Here is a 17656-nt window from a genome sequence, read left to right as displayed (position 1 = left end):
ATCAACTCACGGCGGGTCAACCCATTATCCGTTTGATTAAATTTTTCCATAATTGCGTTAGCTGCTGCATGTTTGCGTCTCCCGTTTCATTATTATACAGCACTCGTTCATAATAATTGGTTAGTTGTGCCATTTCATCTGTAGAATAGCGCATATCAATACGTTTTGCATATTCACGCAATGTTTGATCAGGCTCTTTTTCCAGACCAGAATGTTGCAATACCCTCAACAAATGATGGTATGCATCCTGATATGTTTTCGCGTCTCTTCTATTTTTTAATCGTTTTTCCAGCAAATACGTTTGCCAGCGGAATCTTGTTTTATAAACAATAATGCCCAGTACGATTAAAATCACTGCCAATCCACTCACATACCACCAGTTAATCGCGAAAGACGTGTCATCTGTATTACTTTCAGCCATAGCAGTTTCTGCTTCTTCCTCTTCTGGCAACTCCGGATCAGGCTCGATCTCTTCCTCCTCAGGCGTTTGATCCATGACGTCATCCTGATTTTCTCCCGAAGCATCATCTATATTTCTGTGAAAATCAGACAGGTTAGAGAATCCTTGTGTTGGTTCAAATGGTACCCACCCAACCTCTGGAAAATACACTTCCACCCAAGAATGCGCATTTGCATTCGTAACTTCATAGACATCATGTGAATCATCAGCGTTAGCTTCAATCATTTCGCCACTGGTAAAACCCTTTGCCCATCTGGCTGGTATATCCAATGTTCGCAGCAAGACGACCATCGACGTAGAGTAATTATCACAATAGCCTACTTGTGAGTCGAATAAAAATTGATCAACATAATCCTCATCTTCCTCAGGGACAGGAACATCGGTTGTTTGATACTCAAATCCATTTTGTCCGAAATACCTCTCCACTGCTTTTGCTTTACCATAACGATCATCATATTCCGACGTAATTTCTTCTGCTAGCTCACCGACTCGATCAGGAAGTAAAGAAGGAATTTGTGTGTAGCGCTCGTGAATACTTTCCGGATCATCACTACCTGCCTCCTGAAGTTCATCAACTGCAAACGATGGATTATTGTAGGAAATAGTATAATTCTCAAGGCTTGCAGGTTCACCACTTATCCTTGTTTCAATCGACTCGGAATTAGGATCCATGAAATACTGCGCTCCTGCAGCATACACTTGATTTGCCCCGTATGGATAGATAAGTTTTTCAATGGCTGTATTTCCTTGAAAATCAACCATTGCTTCAAGTTTTTCTGTTTCAACAGCTTCAGTATTAAATGTATCTAATGAAATTGTCCCACCATTTTGGGATAGGTAATCAGGGTCCTCGGAATTTTCCCAGCCCTTCCCGGTATATACATCCTTTGTTTCAATCCGCCAATAATGTTCATCAGCCACGCGAGCTTCAAATACAGGTGTATAATCCTGGACGAATGAACCGCCAAGACGTGAATCATCCTCTCCGTAGCCAACCTTTTGAACGGAAGCCCCGCCAGCACCATTATAACCAGCATTTTCCGCAGTACTTTGTATAAAAGGAACCGGGTCAGGCCATTGTGGTTCAAACTTCGGTGCCGCGAGACCAATCAAAGAAGCAATTAGAACCGTAACTACTAACGGAATTGTCCATAATGGCGTCTTTTTTATCCAAGAGAAATCAATCGATTCCTTATCCAGTTCCTTCATGAAATTAGCGACACCTAAAGCAATCAAGGAAATGATAAAGGTTCTCACCATCGCCATGTCACCATCATAAATGGTAAAGGTATCCAGTACAGCTAGATAAATAAACGTGAGCAGCACGAATAAAAAAGTACGTTTCATGACAACAAACCAATAATGCAGTAAATAGCTCATTAACCAGATTAATAATAAGAATAATAAACTGCGGAATAATGGTGTTAAATAATACCATTGCTGTGTAAAAAGCGCTTCTAGATTATAGGCAAGGTCCGCGAACAATTGCTCAAACCACATTCCTGTAAAGAACGTAGCATCCATAAACAGTCCATTAACAATAAACAGCAGCCCAAACCCTTTAAGTAAAAATCCGATCCACCATTTCAATTGAAACATCGAAATAACAAAACAAAACAACGCATAAATGATAAATACCGTTAGACTGCTTGTATACGTAACGTCCCCAACAGGATAAAGCCACTCCAAAAACAGGAGCAAACCGCACACATACAAAATAGAGGAATGCAACAGTGGCTTTTTTTTATTATTTAAACTCATATGCCACTCACCTCAATTGGATTTTCCATTAATTCATTCTCAGTCAGTATGTGAATACCAACACCCGAAAATTGAAGCTGCTCGATAAGCATCTGCTCATTCTGTGAGATGACTTTAGAGGACTGAATAAATAAAATAATGACCTTTTTAGATCGTTGCTTCAACTTCTGAATCGTTTCTTTAAAACCATTATCCATCCGGCTTGTAATAACCATGACAACATTCCCACTATCCATCTTAAACAATTCTTCCTTTAACTTCACCGCAAAGGGCTGGCTGCTTTTAGGCTGAATACGGGATAAATGCTGCAGCATAAAATCTCCTTGATTAGGATCATGATGCACCGGAAAATGAGCGACTTCCTCGCCGATAGAAAGTAAACCAACAGCAGTGGACTGTTTGCGGATGGTTTCCATTAATGAAACCGTTACTTCAACCGCCGCTTCAAATGCGATCAAGTTCATCCCCTCGTAATAACAGCTATCTAAAACAAGTAAGATATCAGTGCTTTTTTCCTGTTCAAATTCCTTTGTCATTACTTCATTTTTTCTCGCTGTTTGTTTCCAATCAATCCAGGAAAATTTATCGCCAGGCATATATTCACGAATACCTGAAGCAACATTTGTATTTTTTAAATTTAATGTATAGGAAGCGGTAGATCCTTGTTCAAAGCTGCTAATCTTTTCTGCCATATTTATGGGGCGCACATTCGGATAAGCCACAAGCTGATCTGATACATCAAATGTATGTTCCCTTTTCACAAAACCAAAGACATCTCCGGTTCGAATCCGAATCTTCGTCAGCTGATGCTCCCCACGCGGAACATGCTGTATTTGGTACGGGATCTCGATTACCCGCTTCATGGATGGAAAAATAACCTCTTTCATTTTTCTCCTAAGCACAAATTTATTTGATTCGACCATATAGCGATATTTACACTCGCGATTATCTTCTTTATTTAATGTGTCCGGAAAAATTTCCTCACAAATACAGTAATATAGTGGAAATGGAATAGCTCGCTCTATCCTAATGGTTGCGTGTACCCCGTCACCTGCCCGAATAACGCGTCGTGATAGATTTCGTGTAACCTTCCAATTTCGAATCGGATAAAGCAGTAATCCCAAATGATAAAGAAAGATTGGCAGAAAGCTGTAAAACAAAAACCAGCTTGTAAATCCACCCTGAAACATGGCAAAAGAAAATAGAAGGAGAAATAAAAATAGGATAAACATGAGATTACCAAGAAATCGCAGTGAATCTTTCATTAAAGAAATTCCTTTCGAATCGGAATATGTGTATTTTTCACGATACTATCCACAACCTGTTCACTTGTCATGCCTTCATATTTAGCTTCCGATGTTAATATAACCCGGTGGGACAAAACAAATGGGGCCAGAAATTTCACATCATCAGGCAGCACGTAATCCCGACTGTATATATAGGCATATGCTTTCGCTGCCCGCATTAATGCGATGGATCCTCTTGGACTTACGCCAAGACGGATAGATGGATTTGTTCTCGTATTACCAACTAGATTAATAATGTAATGTTGCACATTTTTATCAATATAAACTTCTTTCACTTCTTCTTGAATAGCAATCAATTGCTCCTTGGACATGACGGCATCAACGCCCTCAATCGGATGATTTCTAGACGTGCGTTCCAGCATTTCCAGTTCGTCCCCAAATGCCGGGTAACCCATTTTAAGTTTTAAAATAAAGCGGTCCAACTGGGCTTCCGGCAGTGGATATGTACCTTCATATTCAATCGGATTTTGTGTAGCCATAACAAAGAAGGGACGTGCGAGCGGGATTGTCTGCCCGTCTACCGTAACATTTTTCTCTTCCATACCTTCAAGCAGCGATGATTGTGTTTTTGGTGAAGTGCGGTTAATTTCATCAGCAAGTATAATATTTCCCAGTATCGGGCCACCACGGAACTCAAACTCAAGCTCTTTTGGATTGTATATGGAAATACCTGTTACGTCAGAAGGTAATAGATCCGGTGTAAACTGAATTCTTCTAAAATCACAGTCTAGAGACCTAGCCAATGTACGAACAAGCATTGTTTTACCAACCCCCGGTACATCCTCAAGCAACACATGCCCTTGTGCCAATAATGCTACTAAACTGAGGGTTGCAGCTTCTTCTTTCCCAATTATTACTTTATTTATATTTGTTAGTACGGTTTCAATTTTTTCATTGTAAACAGTTGTTTCCAGCATATTTTAAAGACTCCTCTCTAAGGGTCGAAATTTTAAATTAACTATCTACTATTACTATACTAGAAAAGGCCTATGAAGTAAAAACGGATAAATTGAATAATTTAAAATCTAGTGTTAACAGATAAGGAGATTTTTATACATGAAAAGCTCTTTCCCCATTACAAGGGAAAGAGCTTTTATAAATTTTAATATTGGATTGGAGAACCTGGTCCAAGCGGTATTCCCAGGAGCATCCAAGCAACAAGCATAATTGTCCAACCGATAATGAAGTAAATGGAATATGGAAGCATAACAGATATTAATGTACCAATTCCCATATTCTTATCATACTTCTGAGCAAATGCAATGATAATTGCAAAGTATGTCATTAGCGGTGTAATGATATTCGTTGTTGAGTCTGCAACACGATAAGCCATTTGCGTAAGCTCCGGGGAGTAGCCAAGCTGCATCATGATCGGCACAAATACTGGTGCCATCATGGCCCACTTGGCTGATGCACTCCCAATAAATATGTTGATCAGTGCAGTAATTAAGATAAATAACAGAACGAGCGGAATCCCGGAAAGATTGATGCTTTGCAAGAACTCAGCACCGTAAACGCCAAGAACCATCCCCATATTTGACTCCGAGAAAAATGCAACGAATTGCCCTGCAGTAAATGCTAATGCAATGAACATACCCATGGATGCCATGGTATCGGACAATTGATTTGCAACGTCTTTATCGTTACGAATTACCTTGGTTATTTTCCCATAAACAAGGCCTGGGATAAAGAATAACACCGCAATAATAGGTACTAATGAACTCATAAATGGTGATTGAATAATCCCACCATCTTCGCCGCGCATCGGTGCATTTTCCGGCAGAATGAGTAACAGCGTTAAAATTAACCCAACGACTAAGGCTACACCAGACCAGATCAGACCTTTTTTCTCAACGGAAGTAAGTCCTTCCAAATCCTCTGTTTTTTCACCTTTATACTTGCCTAAACGAGGTTCGACTACGCGTTCCGTTACCCAAGCACCTATAAATGTTAGAACAAACACGGAAACAGCAATAAAGTACCAGTTCATGGCAATGTTCATGGTTTCAGCATAAGCCGGGTCAATAATCGATGCTGCAGCTATTGTCATCTCTCCAAGCATAGCATCTGTCGCAGATAAAGATAGGTTTGCACTAAATCCTGCTGAAACCCCTGCGAACGCTGCAGCCAAACCGGCTAATGGGTGCCTTCCAAGTGCTGCGAATATGAGAGCCCCAAGTGGTGGCAGGACAACATATCCCGCATCTGAAGCAACACTGGACATAATACCAGCAAAAACTAAACCAGCAGTAATCAAACGATTTGGTACAGATAAAACAAAACCACGCAATAGTGCACTAATTAATCCTGTGCGTTCTGCAACACCAATACCAAGCATCGTCACAAGTACAACCCCAAGTGGCGCGAAACCAATGAAGTTATCCGTCATACTTGTAAGCATATATTGAATACCATCAGCGCTCAGTAGGTTGTTAATCTCAACCATTTCACCTTCTTCACCAGGGTGCTCCACACTAATCCCGAGTGGCGCTAAAGCAGCTGAAAGAAGAACAACTAGTAACGCTAAAATTGCAAACAATGTGACCGGATGTGGTAATTTATTCCCTACCGTCTCAATCCCATCCAAAGAGCGCTGAAAAACGCCTTTTCTCTTATCCATCGATAATTCCCCTTCCTTGTTGCTATATCGGTAATATTCTGATAATAATTTGTAAAGTAATATTGCGTAACGACTATTATATAGGGGATGTGGACAAATTTAAATAGGGAAATGTGAAGTAAAAATAGTGGAATTATTCTTTATACTCAGAATAGGAGGAGCGTTGGTATTGATACCGGGTTGGTGGCTGCCGATTTGGGTGTGGTGTCTCACGGTAAGGATGCGTTGTTTCCCGGTTTGAGGATGCCGTCTCCCGATTGATGCTGTCCTCTCCCGTTTCGGACGTGCTCTCTCCCGATTTGGTGCTCACCCGATTTCAGACGATGTATCTGCATATATAAGGTTGATACGAATTCTGTGACGTACCTCATTTACAATCGCCCAAACTAAGAGATTCCTCACCTTTTTCCCTATCCACTACCCATTTGATCCATTCTAGCTCCTTCTTTGACAAATCACGCCCTAGCTTTGTTTTAAATTCATCAACTAACATCTCAAATCTGTTCATAACATTGACCCCTTTTACGAAAAATGGAATTTATTACCTATTTTAATAACATCATTTTATCAAGTAAAAAACCAAATATAAAAGGTCATTTATACCTAGAAACGGGGTCTGTCCTAGCTACATTAACGCGTTAGCGTAGCAAGGGACAGACCCCATTCCCTGTTCTTACACATCATCACTTTAACACGTTAGAGGAGTAAGAGGCAGACCAGGCAGCCTCCTCAAAAGCGCCGCTCTGCTCCAGCTGATAAGCGAGCTGCAGCAACCGGTTCTCTTCTCCCTTGGATGCCATTACTTGGACGCCTAAAGGGAGTCCGGCTTCTGATAGGTGTACTGGTACGGACATTGCTGGTTGTCCGGTTAAATTAGCTAGCTGGGTAAATGGTGTGTACGTTAGGCTTGGCAGGAACATGTCGTATACGAGATCCTGCTGCTCCTGCTTGTTCAGCTCATTAACCCGTGACCGCAGTTCCTTTTGTTCCTCCCGTGTATGTGTTAATTCCCCAACTTTTGGTGCTGTATATGCGGAAGCTGGTGTGATATAAAAATCATACGTTTCATGTAAACGCGCCATTTGTGCTGCAGCCGTATCCCATGAAGACAGACTTGCTGAAAATTCCGCGGCAGAAACAGACTTCCCTGCCTGATTCAGGAGCCATGTTTCAATTTCCACATCGTCCGCTGTAATCGCTCGCCCGATACCTCTTTCTAATCGCGCCACTAAGGCAGAGATTTCTCCACTATTCATCACATAATAATCTTTCATTAGTTGGATCCCGTCGACATCATTTTCTTTTTCCTCAACGACGTGACCCTGACTTTCCAGCCATTTCCCTGTTTTCTCAACAGCCAATTTCGCATCTTCGGAAACAGGTGTGCCAACAGGAGATTTCGTACTGTATGCGATTCGGAGTGATTTCTCAAATGGATGCTGCATCGACTCTTTATAGCTTCCCGGAAATAACGGTGTATGGAATGCTGCTTCCGGCTGGACAACTTGAAGCTGATCAAGCATTGCTGCACTATCCCGAACACTTCGACTTAGGACAAAACCAATCGATGCACCCTGCCACTGACGTCCAACACCTGGTCCTACCGGTGTGCGTCCACGTGTTGGTTTCAAGCCAAACACCCCGGTAAACGAAGCTGGAATTCGGATCGACCCGCCTCCATCACTTGCTCCTGCTAATGGGACAATCCCTGCTGCAATCGCAGAGGCAGATCCCCCGCTGGAACCGCCCGGGGAGTAATTGGTGTCCCATGGATTTCTTGTTGGTCCATGCAATTCAGGCTCGGTTATATTTTTTAGCCCAAATTCCGGTGTGTTAGTATGCCCTACAAATTGGAAACCCGCCTCACGGAATTTCTTCACCATATTGGAATCCTGCTCCGCAACGGTTGACATTAACAGCGGAGAGCCGGAAGTTAGCGGCTCCCCTTTTAAACTTTGGGAAAGATTTTTCAATAAAATCGGCACACCACCGAACGGGCCTCCTCCCACTCGTTCCGCCTCTGCAAAAGCCTTTTCCTTCCTAGTATGTGTCACAGCATTTAATGCTGGGTTGACCTTTTCCAGTTGCTGAAAGCTCAATTCCAGCAGTTCTATCGGTGTTACTTCCCGCGCTTTCACTAATTCTGCCATTGCTGTTGCGTCTAGGGTTACATAGTCTTTAAGATCCATTTCTGCACCTCTTTACTATTTTTCCCATATTGTATCATAGGTGAAGATCTCTGGTGAAATTCCCGTTCCTGACGCTGTCTCCCGATTCGGCGTTGTTCTCTCCCGTTTTGAAGCGGTCCTAGCCCGTTTTGTGTGACTTCTATATCCTATTTCTCCGTCTTCTTCCAAGGCGGATCCCCGTACTTATGCAGTTTCTGATTAATTTTATAAACAGAATAGGGTACAACAAACATAAGTACGGCGCATATGATGATCATATTTTCAGGTAATACGCCCAACACTTTTTCCCACATGTATTATCACTCTCTTCCCTGACTTTTTGTCCGATCACTGGCTCCAGTTGAACGGACAGTGATGTTTGCTGACACGTCAATATTACTCTGGGCAAAAATATTATCACCGTGATCCCAGTTATCCTTTATTTGCTCCCACTTCTTATAATGGTTTTGTTTTAATATATTATGAAAATCAAAAAAGTCGACACCTAATTCATTCTGTCCTTTTTCCAGCACTCCGTTCATTAGTTCTTCCATTTTTTTACTGGCATTTCCTTCAATTTCCGACATATATTCCGGTTGCAAGAGACTTCTATCCCCAAACATCTCTGATATAACACCTTCTGCATCAACTGTAATGGATATATTTATATTTTCTACGTCTTTTGCATCTATTTTTATATTTTTTTTCATATTTTCAATCTCAAACGTCATGGGTCGTCCTTCAACTTCAAAATTTATGGTCCCACCCTTTTTATTGCCATTAATCAGATTCAATCCTGTCGCTTCGTCGTCATTCAGTACTCCGGCTATACTGTTATCATGTCCATAAAATACACCTGCACCCTGGTATTCTACTTTATTACCCCTGGGCGTTATCCTCGGAATAACGTAACTGCTCCCGTCTAGTAAAAATTCATGAATATCACCAATCCTTACCGGGGTCAATGTTTCGAGATTCCGATCTCGGTTTTCAATCACATCGTTAATATACATGGCAGGAAGTTCTTCATTTTCCGGTTCTATTTCCAGTATCTCACGGGCATCCCCTTGTGAAATGAGTACCCTGACCTCTCTACGCATTTCATGATCTCGAACATAGGTGTCCATAAGGCTTGAAAATAAGTCCGGCTCTCTTGCTACTTCTTCCGATACAATTATTATTTTTAAATGTTCACGAAACGGAACCGTGTTATTTAGTGTTCCCATTTCCCGAAAAATCTCAAATATACTCCCACCGCTAACAGACAAATTTTCGAAGGCTTTTCCTCCGCCACCAGCCTCTGCAGGGCTACCTAATCCACTAGGAACGACGAACTGGTTCGTCACCGTCACTTGTGGTTTGTCCGCTTCATGGTTTTCAGCTAAATCAATAGCAGATCCAACGATAAATCCACGCTCTTCAATATCTATTTCATCCCAACACCCTGTGAGTAGAATCACCAAGGATGAGCAGATAAGTATGAAAACATATTTATTCACCCCGCTTCACTCCCCTCAATTTAGCAGTAACAAGTAGCAGCACCATCGTAAATACAGTAAATAGAAAGGCTGTATAACCGATTATGCTTGAAAATGTGGATACCTCTACTATGGTTTTCGGGAACATACTAATGAGATATACGATTGGTGCTAAAATAAAAATTAACTTGATTTTCTTTGTATTTTTGAAAATGGAATTCATCGCAAAAACACCTACATCCAGTGCCATTGCTGTGGAGTTAAAAATTGCCATGATCCAAATTACAAAGAAGATGGATTCAAACCGTTGAAAGAATCCTCCCGGGACATCAACGACCTTACCTAACTCGATGGTGGGATAAAGCAGGTTTGCGGTAACTGCATTCCCAAATACGCCGATAGTTGCTATGAAAAACAAAATATATAAAACGATGGGTATAAACATGCCAAGCACAGCCTTCTTCGGGGCTTTTTCCGGTTGTTTCACGAGTGCGATATAAAACCATACAATACCAAATCCCGTATAGGACGTAATACTTGTACCTAGCCCTTCCATATACCCGCTAAAGCTTGTTTGGAACACCGGCAGTAAACCTTCCAGTTTAAACCAACCTATATTGAATGCTAAAATGAGAACAGAAATAAAGAGAATAATAGGCAGGAACATGATATTCAGTCGAAATAACCCTGCCCTTGAACCTGAAACACCGTATACGACAAGAAGCAAGAAGGTAAATGCGATAACTTCAACAGGTGTACGATCAAATAAATAATGCTTGGAAATGTCAGCGATTCTGCGAACAGTAAGTGCGGCTACATTTAATGCGATAACCGCAAACAGAAATGTTATAACAATTGCGACAGGTTTCGTCATTATTTTGGATGCATAGGTAAGGAAATCTTGCTGCGGAAAGCTTGCTGAGATCTTAGCCACAACCCAGGTGATAAAAGCAACGATGCCCCCTGCAATCAGTAATGGAATCCACCCGTCTGAGGAGACAGTTGCTGCCGCTAAATCTTTTGGGAGGGAAAGAATTCCTACCCCCACCACGATGGAAGGAATGGCAAACATGATTTCTCTTTCCGTAATTTTCTCGTCCGCATATTCAAATTTTTTCATTTGCTCGAGTCCCCTCTGTTTGCAGACTTATCGTCATCTGGCTTCAGATATTGTGGCCGTGTTTCCAGTGATGGTATAGGTGCACGTGTAACAAGATCCTTAAAGTCATTTAGAAATGTCGGGGCAAAAGGCGTAGAATAAGGAACTCCGAAGCTTTTTAAGTTTACGATATGGATATTGACTGCAATGTAAACAATAATAATGCCATACAGCCCGAGTACAGCCGCTGAAATCATGGTCGCAAAGCGAATCATTCGAAATGCAATTGCTGTACTATATTCAGGTACGGCAAAGGATGCAATGGCCGTTAATGCAACCACAATGACCATGACCGGACTTACGATCCCTGCCTGCACCGCAGCATCCCCAATAACCAGCCCACCAACAATTCCAATCGTTTGTCCAATGGATGTCGGTAAGCGTGCTCCAGCCTCTCGCAGTAATTCCATGACGATTCCCATCATAACTGCTTCCACAAAGGCAGGAAAAGGTACCCCGTCTCTTGTAGCAGCAATCGAGAAGGCTAAATCAGACGGAATCATTCCCTGTTGATAGGAAACCAATGCAATATATAAAGCAGGTAGAAATAGGGTGAAAAAAGCAGCCAAATACCTTAATATCCGTATCAGGGATCCAATCATCCAACGTTCATAATAATCTTCCGGAGATTGCAGTGTATTGCCTAACGTCGTTGGAGCAATCAATACAAACGGCGTACCGTCGAGTAAAATCACAATTTTTCCTTGCGTAAGCGCGGCAGCCGCCTTATCCGACCTCTCCGTATTTAACATCTGTGGAAAAGGTGATAAGAAACTATCTTCAATCCATTGTTCAATAAAACCGGACTCCGGAGCATAATCCATATCAATCGATTCAATACGCCGATTTACTTCCTTTACAATATCTGGATTGCTGACTCCGGCAATATACGCCACGTTAAGGCTTTTCTGGGAACGACGCCCGATTTTATGTGACTGAAAGCGCAGATTGGGATCCTGAAGACTCCGCCTGATAAGCGACGTATTTGTTCTGATATTTTCAACAAATCCTTCTTTGGATCCACGTATAACCTGTTCTGTCGTCGGTGCTTCGACGGAACGGGTTTCCCATCCTATTGTCGACATGATTATTACTTTATCCAAACCCTCCAAATAAAGAATGGTACTACCGGAAAGAATACCAGCAGAAACAGCGTCTAATGTTGTTCCTTTTTCGACATTGCCAATCGAAATCACTTCACTGTAAATTTCATCAAAAAGCGCTTGTTTTTCGGTTGGTAATTGCTGGTTATCCATCCGTATTTGAAGGTTCTTGAGAATGCTGTTATGTACGACATACTTATCGACTAATCCATCTATATAGGCAATGGCACATTTCTGCTCCGTAGAATGAAGTGTGAACTCCCGTACAATCAAATCATCCGGTTCATCAAGCATTTTTTTAAGATTATCTAAATTTTTATTCAGATCTTTGAAAATTTCAATCGAAAAATTCTCTTCTTTTGGCTTCGCTGTTTGATTTTTGTTTCGTTTAGAACGTGAACGCAATACCATTTCTTGCACCTCAATCACTTGATGAGCTGTTTCCCTTTGTTTTCCCTGATTACGTATATTTATACAAAAGCATCAGCCATGTATAAACGCACTGATTTACGACAAACTATGGACACAATCCTTAAGGAGGACTTTTCATGGAGGCAAGTAATAATATTCCTTTAACAGCTTCAGAACTAGCTCAAATTTGGGGAAATTATATGAATGCGAGTTTATATGATGGTGTACTTTCCTATTTCAAGGAAAAAGTGGAAGACGGGGATATACAATCTGTGATAGAAGATGCACATCTTATTTTTCAAAATCAGTTGACCAGCCTTACAGATTTTCTAAAAAACGAGGGTCATCCAGAGCCACAGGGTTTTACGAATGAAGATGTGAACATTTATGCACCACGACTATATACAGATGGGTACATGTTACAAAACGCCATGCAGTTAGGTGCATTAGGAATGAATGCAGCATCAATGGCGATAAGCCTTTCTGCTAGAGAAGATGTTTATGCTTATTTCTCAAAATCCTTTAGTGATTATAATGCAATTCATCACAAAGCAACATTGGTTGCTCTAGACAAAGGGATCTATGTTCGTCCACCTTCTATCCCGGCACCAAAAGAAGTGGACTTTGTAAAAAAGCAAAATTTCCTGACAGGTTGGTTTGGTGAACGCAGGCCCTTGCTCGCTCCGGAAATCGCCAACCTTTACTCTAATATAGAGCGAAATGCACTTGGCGCCGCAACATTAACAGGCTTTAGCCAAGTAGCACAATCGAAGGAAGTCAGATCCTACTTACAGCGCGGCATCGCCATTGCCAAAAAACATGTAAACATATTCAGTGAAGTCCTCGAAGGAAGTGACGTTCCAGTACCGATGGGGTCAGATCCCCTGGTCACAAATTCTGCAGAGATCTCGCCGTTTTCCGATAAGTTAATCATGTATCATACCACCGAAATGATTGCACTGGGAATCGGATTTTATGGCCTTAGTATTTCTACAAATATTAGAAGAGATATAGCGTCACATTATACTCGATTAATGGCGGAAATTGCCTTATTTTCAGAGGATGGAGCGAATATTATGATCGACAATGAATGGCTAGAAGAACCTCCACGAATGGTCGACAGAGATGAATTAGCCAAAAAACGGAAGGAGTAAACAGAAATGGCAGATTACAAACATATTGAACTCACCGCATCGGAAATTTCTACACTTTGGACTTTATACCACAGTGACACAATGGCAGTATGTGGATTAACGTATTTCTTGTCCCATGTTGAAGATGAACAAATACGCATTATGCTTGAAAGCAATTTAACCCTAATGAAACAGGACGTTGAAAAATTAACCAACTTTTTTATTCAGGAAGATTATCCCATCCCTAAAGGATTTACCGAGCAAGATGTCAATGTAGAAGCACCGCGTCTTTTCTCAGACAAACTTTATCTGGAATACATGCTAAATATGACAAATATAGCTCTCGTAACAAATACAGCTTCCCTTATATCTGTTGAGCGGAAAGATGTGATCGACTTTTACGCTGAAAATTTAACGGCCACCCAGAATCTGCATAGACAACTAAAGGAATTAGCTAAGGAAAAAGGGTTTTATATTCGCACTCCAAGCCTTCCAAAACCGAAACAAATTGATTTTGTAAAGAAGCAGAAATTCCTGGCAGGATGGTTTGCAGATCGCAGGCCGTTACTTGGGGTTGAGATCACCAATCTTGTTTTTAATGCAAGGAGAAATGCGTTAGGACAAGCATTGATCACCGGGTTTAGTCAAGTCGCACAAGCAAAGGAAGTCAGGCAATATTTTGAAAGAGGGCGTGAAATTTCCGGAAAACATGTAAAAGTATTTAGCTCTATTTTAAGTGATGATTATCTGTCTAATAGCGCATTAATAATGACACCTGAAGTAACAGATTCAACGGTTTCTCCATTTTCAGATAAGATGATGATGGAATTGGTTACCGTTTTAATAGCGTCCGGCATAGGGGAATACAGTGTGGGACTAGCAGCAAGTCCAAGAAGAGATTTAGGCGCACACTACGGGCGCTTATCAACAGAGTTAACCGCTTATGCAGAAGACGGGGCAAATATTATGATTGATCATGGCTGGATGGAACAACCCCCAATGGCAGCAGATCGAAAAAATTTAGCGAAATAGGAAAGCTTATGGAGAAAAAGATAAATAAAAAAAGCAGAAGATTAGAAGTCTTATTATGGAGTATCGCCCTACCTGGATTTGGACAATTATTAAATCATAAGTATTTAAAAGGCTTTTTATTAGTCGTTCTAGAAGTTCTAGTAAATGTGATGGGAAACTTCAATCGCGTTATCGTACTAAGTTTCAATGGACAAATCCCGGAAGCAATTGAAGCGACCAATTATCTATGGCTTATGTTTTACCCCTGTTTATATTTCTTTGCGATTTGGGATGCATACAAAGATGCAGGCGGAGGAGGAGAAAAACCTTTTGCTTACTTACCACTTGTATTCTCAGCCTATTTTGTAACAATAGGCTTAATTTTTTCCGCCAAGTTTACCGTTTTCGGGACGTTAATCGGCCCAATGTGGCTGCCGATACTATTTTTGCCGATTGGATTGTGTGTTGGGGCGATTATTCGATGGATATTGTTGAAGGTTTATGAAAAAGATGCTTCCTTCGATTGATGTTAATGAGGAAGCATGGGGGTGGCTCTTCTTTTGTTTCCCGGTTTAGTGGGAGGCTCCCCCTATTTTAACGGGCGCTCTTCCGTTTTGAACCCGCGCTCTCCCGCTTCGGATGTCCCCTCTCCCGATTTGGACGCTTGTTCTCCCCGTTTCACGTGCGACGGAAGCATAAGAACCGCTCCCCCGCTCCGCATCCATAGTATTTTCAATTTTCTTACATAATTGCTTGTCCAGTTGAATATAAATAATACCATCAAACAACAACCTCTACCACATCCAGACTTCACAAGGATAATATCCCCATCCTTTACTTATTTTTACTTTTTTCATAAAAAACTTAAAATTCATTTTAAAAAACTATTGAAAAATATCAAAATTAGTATATACTTTAGCTAATAGTCCTAAGGTAGTACATTTTACTTATTATGTATAAGCCAATTCAACCCGAGGTGAAGCGAATGACTCAAAAGCCATTATTACATGTTGAAGGATTGAAAACGCATTTCTTTTTAGATGACGACATGGTTGCCAAAGCAGTTGACGGGATTGATTTTCAGGTAAGGCCAGGAGAAACAGTGGCAATCGTCGGAGAATCTGGAAGCGGCAAGAGCATCACATCACTCTCCATCATGCAACTGATTAATAAACCAGGAAAGATTATCGAAGGCAAAATTAGTCTTGAAGACGAAAATCTACTGGAAAAGTCAAGGAAGCAAATGACAAAAATACGCGGTAATGACATTGCGATGATTTTCCAGGAACCGATGACAGCACTAAACCCCGTGTATACAATCGGTAATCAAATTGTAGAAACGATAAGAAAGCATCGAAATCGTTCAAAAAATGCCGCTCGGCAGGAAGCGATTGAATTATTAAAAGTCGTCGGATTCCCAAGGGCGGAAGAAGTAATGAATGAATATCCCCACCAGCTGTCAGGTGGGATGAGACAACGGGCGATGATTGCGATGGCGATCTCTTGTCAACCAAAACTACTCATTGCAGATGAACCTTCCACCGCACTCGATGTGACGATTCAAGCACAGATATTAGACTTGCTGGACGAGATGAAAGAAAGGCTTGATATGGCTATACTTCTAATCACACACGATTTAGGCGTTGTTGCCGAGTATGCGGATCGGGTTCTCGTTATGTATGGTGGTCAAGTTGTTGAAGAAACATCTGCCCGACAATTATTTGAAACTACGAAACATCCATATACAACAGGTTTGCTCGATAGCCTGCCAAGTCTTGAAAAAGAGATTAGTAGACTTGGCGCGATTAAAGGTACCGTTCCACCCGCACATAGTTTTCCAAAAGGCTGCCGCTTCTCAGAGCGTTGCCCGCATGTGATGGTTCGTTGTTACGAAGCGAATCCAGAGTTGCTTGAAGTTGAGCCAAATCATAAGGTTCGTTGTTATCTCTATGAATAAGGGGGCCTTGTCACATGACACTCGAACAACAACTATCCGAACAGTCAACAATAAAAGAAAATGATGAAAAAGAAACACTCCTTCAAGCGAATCATATAAAAAAATACTTTCCGATTAAGGGAGGAATTTTAAAACATACCGTAGGCCACGTCAAGGCAGTTGATGACGTCTCCCTTGAAATTAAAAAAGGCGAAACATTTGGACTTGTTGGGGAATCAGGCTCAGGTAAATCGACACTCGGGCGTGTTATTCTCCGCCTCCTTCAACCAACAGAGGGAGAAGTCCTATTTGAAGGCAATGACATTTCCCTCATGAGCAACCGTAAACTCCGAAAATATAGGAAAAACATGCAAATTGTTTTTCAGGATCCGTTCGCTTCCCTTAATACGAAAATGAGTGTTGGCGAACTAATCGAAGAGCCACTGCTCGTTCAGACCTCGGCAACAAAAGCGGAACGTAAGAAAAAATCTATCGAACTACTGGAAAAGGTAGGCCTGCGGGCAAGTGACCGTATGAAATACCCGCATGAATTCTCTGGTGGACAGCGTCAGCGCATCAGTATTGCTCGGGCGCTGGCACTTAATCCGAAATTTATTATTTGTGATGAGCCCGTCTCGGCACTCGATGTGTCAATACAGGCACAAGTACTAAATTTAATGGCTGACTTACAAGAAGAATTTGATTTAACATACCTTTTTATTGCGCATGATTTAAGTGTTGTTAAACATATTAGCGACCGTGTGGCTGTTATGTATCTTGGACGTATCGCCGAGGTCGCACCAAAGAAACCTCTTTATGATAACCCGCTTCACCCATATACACAAGCATTACTTTCATCAGTGCCGCAGACGGATGTTCACCGTCGTCGTGAAAAGATCCACCTAAGTGGAGATTTGCCAAGTCCGTCCGATCCACCTTCAGGATGCGGATTCCGGACTAGGTGCCCACATGCTCACGACAGGTGCGCTGCAGAACGTCCGGAATTAACGGACATGGGGGGCGGCCATTTCGTCGCATGCCACCTATACGATGAGGCCCACACATAAAAAGCGGGTTTTACTAATTAATGGAGGTGGTCACCGGCATAT

15 protein-coding genes are annotated in these 17656 nt (G+C 41.5%); 5 read left to right on the top strand and 10 right to left on the bottom strand.

Annotation, left to right across the window (positions count from 1 at the left end; all coding sequences use genetic code 11):
• Positions 1–16 precede the first annotated feature (16 nt).
• From KFZ58_RS04720 to KFZ58_RS04680, 9 genes are all read right to left on the bottom strand, one after another.
• The gene (locus KFZ58_RS04720) at positions 17–2221 is read right to left on the bottom strand and encodes a transglutaminase TgpA family protein (protein WP_235793676.1); all 2205 of its coding nucleotides are present in this window, start codon (positions 2219–2221) and stop codon (positions 17–19) included.
• On the bottom strand, positions 2218–3486 hold the full coding sequence (locus KFZ58_RS04715) for a DUF58 domain-containing protein (protein WP_235793675.1): 1269 nt from the start codon (positions 3484–3486) through the stop codon (positions 2218–2220). The genes KFZ58_RS04720 and KFZ58_RS04715 overlap by 4 nt, the downstream gene beginning before the upstream one ends.
• Complete coding sequence (locus KFZ58_RS04710; protein WP_235793674.1) at positions 3486–4445, bottom strand: AAA family ATPase; 960 nt, start codon at positions 4443–4445, stop codon at positions 3486–3488. Before KFZ58_RS04710 ends, KFZ58_RS04715 begins: the two co-directional genes overlap by 1 nt.
• A 185-nt stretch (positions 4446–4630) precedes the next feature.
• Positions 4631–6148, bottom strand: a complete 1518-nt coding sequence (locus tag KFZ58_RS04705) for an AbgT family transporter (protein ID WP_235793673.1) — start codon at positions 6146–6148, stop codon at positions 4631–4633.
• Between the two features lie 367 nt (positions 6149–6515).
• Positions 6516–6656 (bottom strand): hypothetical protein, encoded by a 141-nt coding sequence (locus KFZ58_RS04700; RefSeq protein WP_235793672.1) that lies wholly within the window; start codon positions 6654–6656, stop codon positions 6516–6518.
• A gap of 175 nt (positions 6657–6831) precedes the next feature.
• Positions 6832–8337: an amidase gene (locus tag KFZ58_RS04695; protein ID WP_235793671.1), complete on the bottom strand. Its 1506-nt coding sequence runs from the start codon at positions 8335–8337 to the stop codon at positions 6832–6834.
• Positions 8338–8636: 299 nt separating this feature from the next.
• Positions 8637–9815 (bottom strand): Ger(x)C family spore germination protein, encoded by a 1179-nt coding sequence (locus KFZ58_RS04690; RefSeq protein ID WP_235793670.1) that lies wholly within the window; start codon positions 9813–9815, stop codon positions 8637–8639.
• On the bottom strand, positions 9808–10914 hold the full coding sequence (locus KFZ58_RS04685; RefSeq protein ID WP_235793669.1) for a GerAB/ArcD/ProY family transporter: 1107 nt from the start codon (positions 10912–10914) through the stop codon (positions 9808–9810). The genes KFZ58_RS04690 and KFZ58_RS04685 overlap by 8 nt, the downstream gene beginning before the upstream one ends.
• Positions 10911–12467: a spore germination protein gene (locus tag KFZ58_RS04680; RefSeq protein WP_235793668.1), complete on the bottom strand. Its 1557-nt coding sequence runs from the start codon at positions 12465–12467 to the stop codon at positions 10911–10913. Before KFZ58_RS04680 ends, KFZ58_RS04685 begins: the two co-directional genes overlap by 4 nt.
• A gap of 137 nt (positions 12468–12604) precedes the next feature.
• On the opposite strand from KFZ58_RS04680, the gene KFZ58_RS04675 reads away from it, so the two are divergent.
• Genes KFZ58_RS04675 through KFZ58_RS04665 form a run of 3 tightly spaced genes read left to right on the top strand, consistent with a single transcriptional unit; the run spans position 12605 to position 15138 of the window.
• Positions 12605–13621: a DUF3231 family protein gene (locus KFZ58_RS04675; RefSeq protein ID WP_235793667.1), complete on the top strand. Its 1017-nt coding sequence runs from the start codon at positions 12605–12607 to the stop codon at positions 13619–13621.
• Positions 13622–13627: 6 nt separating this feature from the next.
• Positions 13628–14632 carry a DUF3231 family protein gene (locus KFZ58_RS04670; protein ID WP_235793666.1) on the top strand — a complete coding sequence of 335 codons (1005 nt, stop codon included), beginning with the start codon at positions 13628–13630 and terminating at the stop codon, positions 14630–14632.
• 8 nt (positions 14633–14640) lie between these two features.
• On the top strand, positions 14641–15138 hold the full coding sequence (locus tag KFZ58_RS04665; protein ID WP_235793665.1) for a hypothetical protein: 498 nt from the start codon (positions 14641–14643) through the stop codon (positions 15136–15138).
• 62 nt (positions 15139–15200) lie between these two features.
• Here KFZ58_RS04665 and KFZ58_RS04660 read toward each other — a convergent pair whose 3' ends face one another.
• On the bottom strand, positions 15201–15392 hold the full coding sequence (locus tag KFZ58_RS04660; protein ID WP_235793664.1) for a hypothetical protein: 192 nt from the start codon (positions 15390–15392) through the stop codon (positions 15201–15203).
• A gap of 204 nt (positions 15393–15596) precedes the next feature.
• Here KFZ58_RS04660 and KFZ58_RS04655 point away from each other — a divergent pair, with 204 nt between their 5' ends.
• Together KFZ58_RS04655 and KFZ58_RS04650 are read left to right on the top strand one after the other, a co-directional pair.
• Complete coding sequence (locus tag KFZ58_RS04655; RefSeq protein WP_235794664.1) at positions 15597–16568, top strand: ABC transporter ATP-binding protein; 972 nt, start codon at positions 15597–15599, stop codon at positions 16566–16568.
• Positions 16569–16582: 14 nt separating this feature from the next.
• Positions 16583–17614, top strand: coding sequence for an ABC transporter ATP-binding protein (locus KFZ58_RS04650; protein ID WP_235793663.1), 1032 nt, complete (start codon positions 16583–16585; stop codon positions 17612–17614).
• The last annotated feature ends 42 nt before the right edge of the window (positions 17615–17656 follow it).

It is taken from the genome of Virgibacillus sp. NKC19-16 (genome assembly GCF_021560035.1).
GTDB lineage: Bacteria > Bacillota > Bacilli > Bacillales > Amphibacillaceae > Virgibacillus_L > Virgibacillus_L salidurans.
This window is presented reverse-complemented; position numbering and strand designations above follow the sequence as displayed.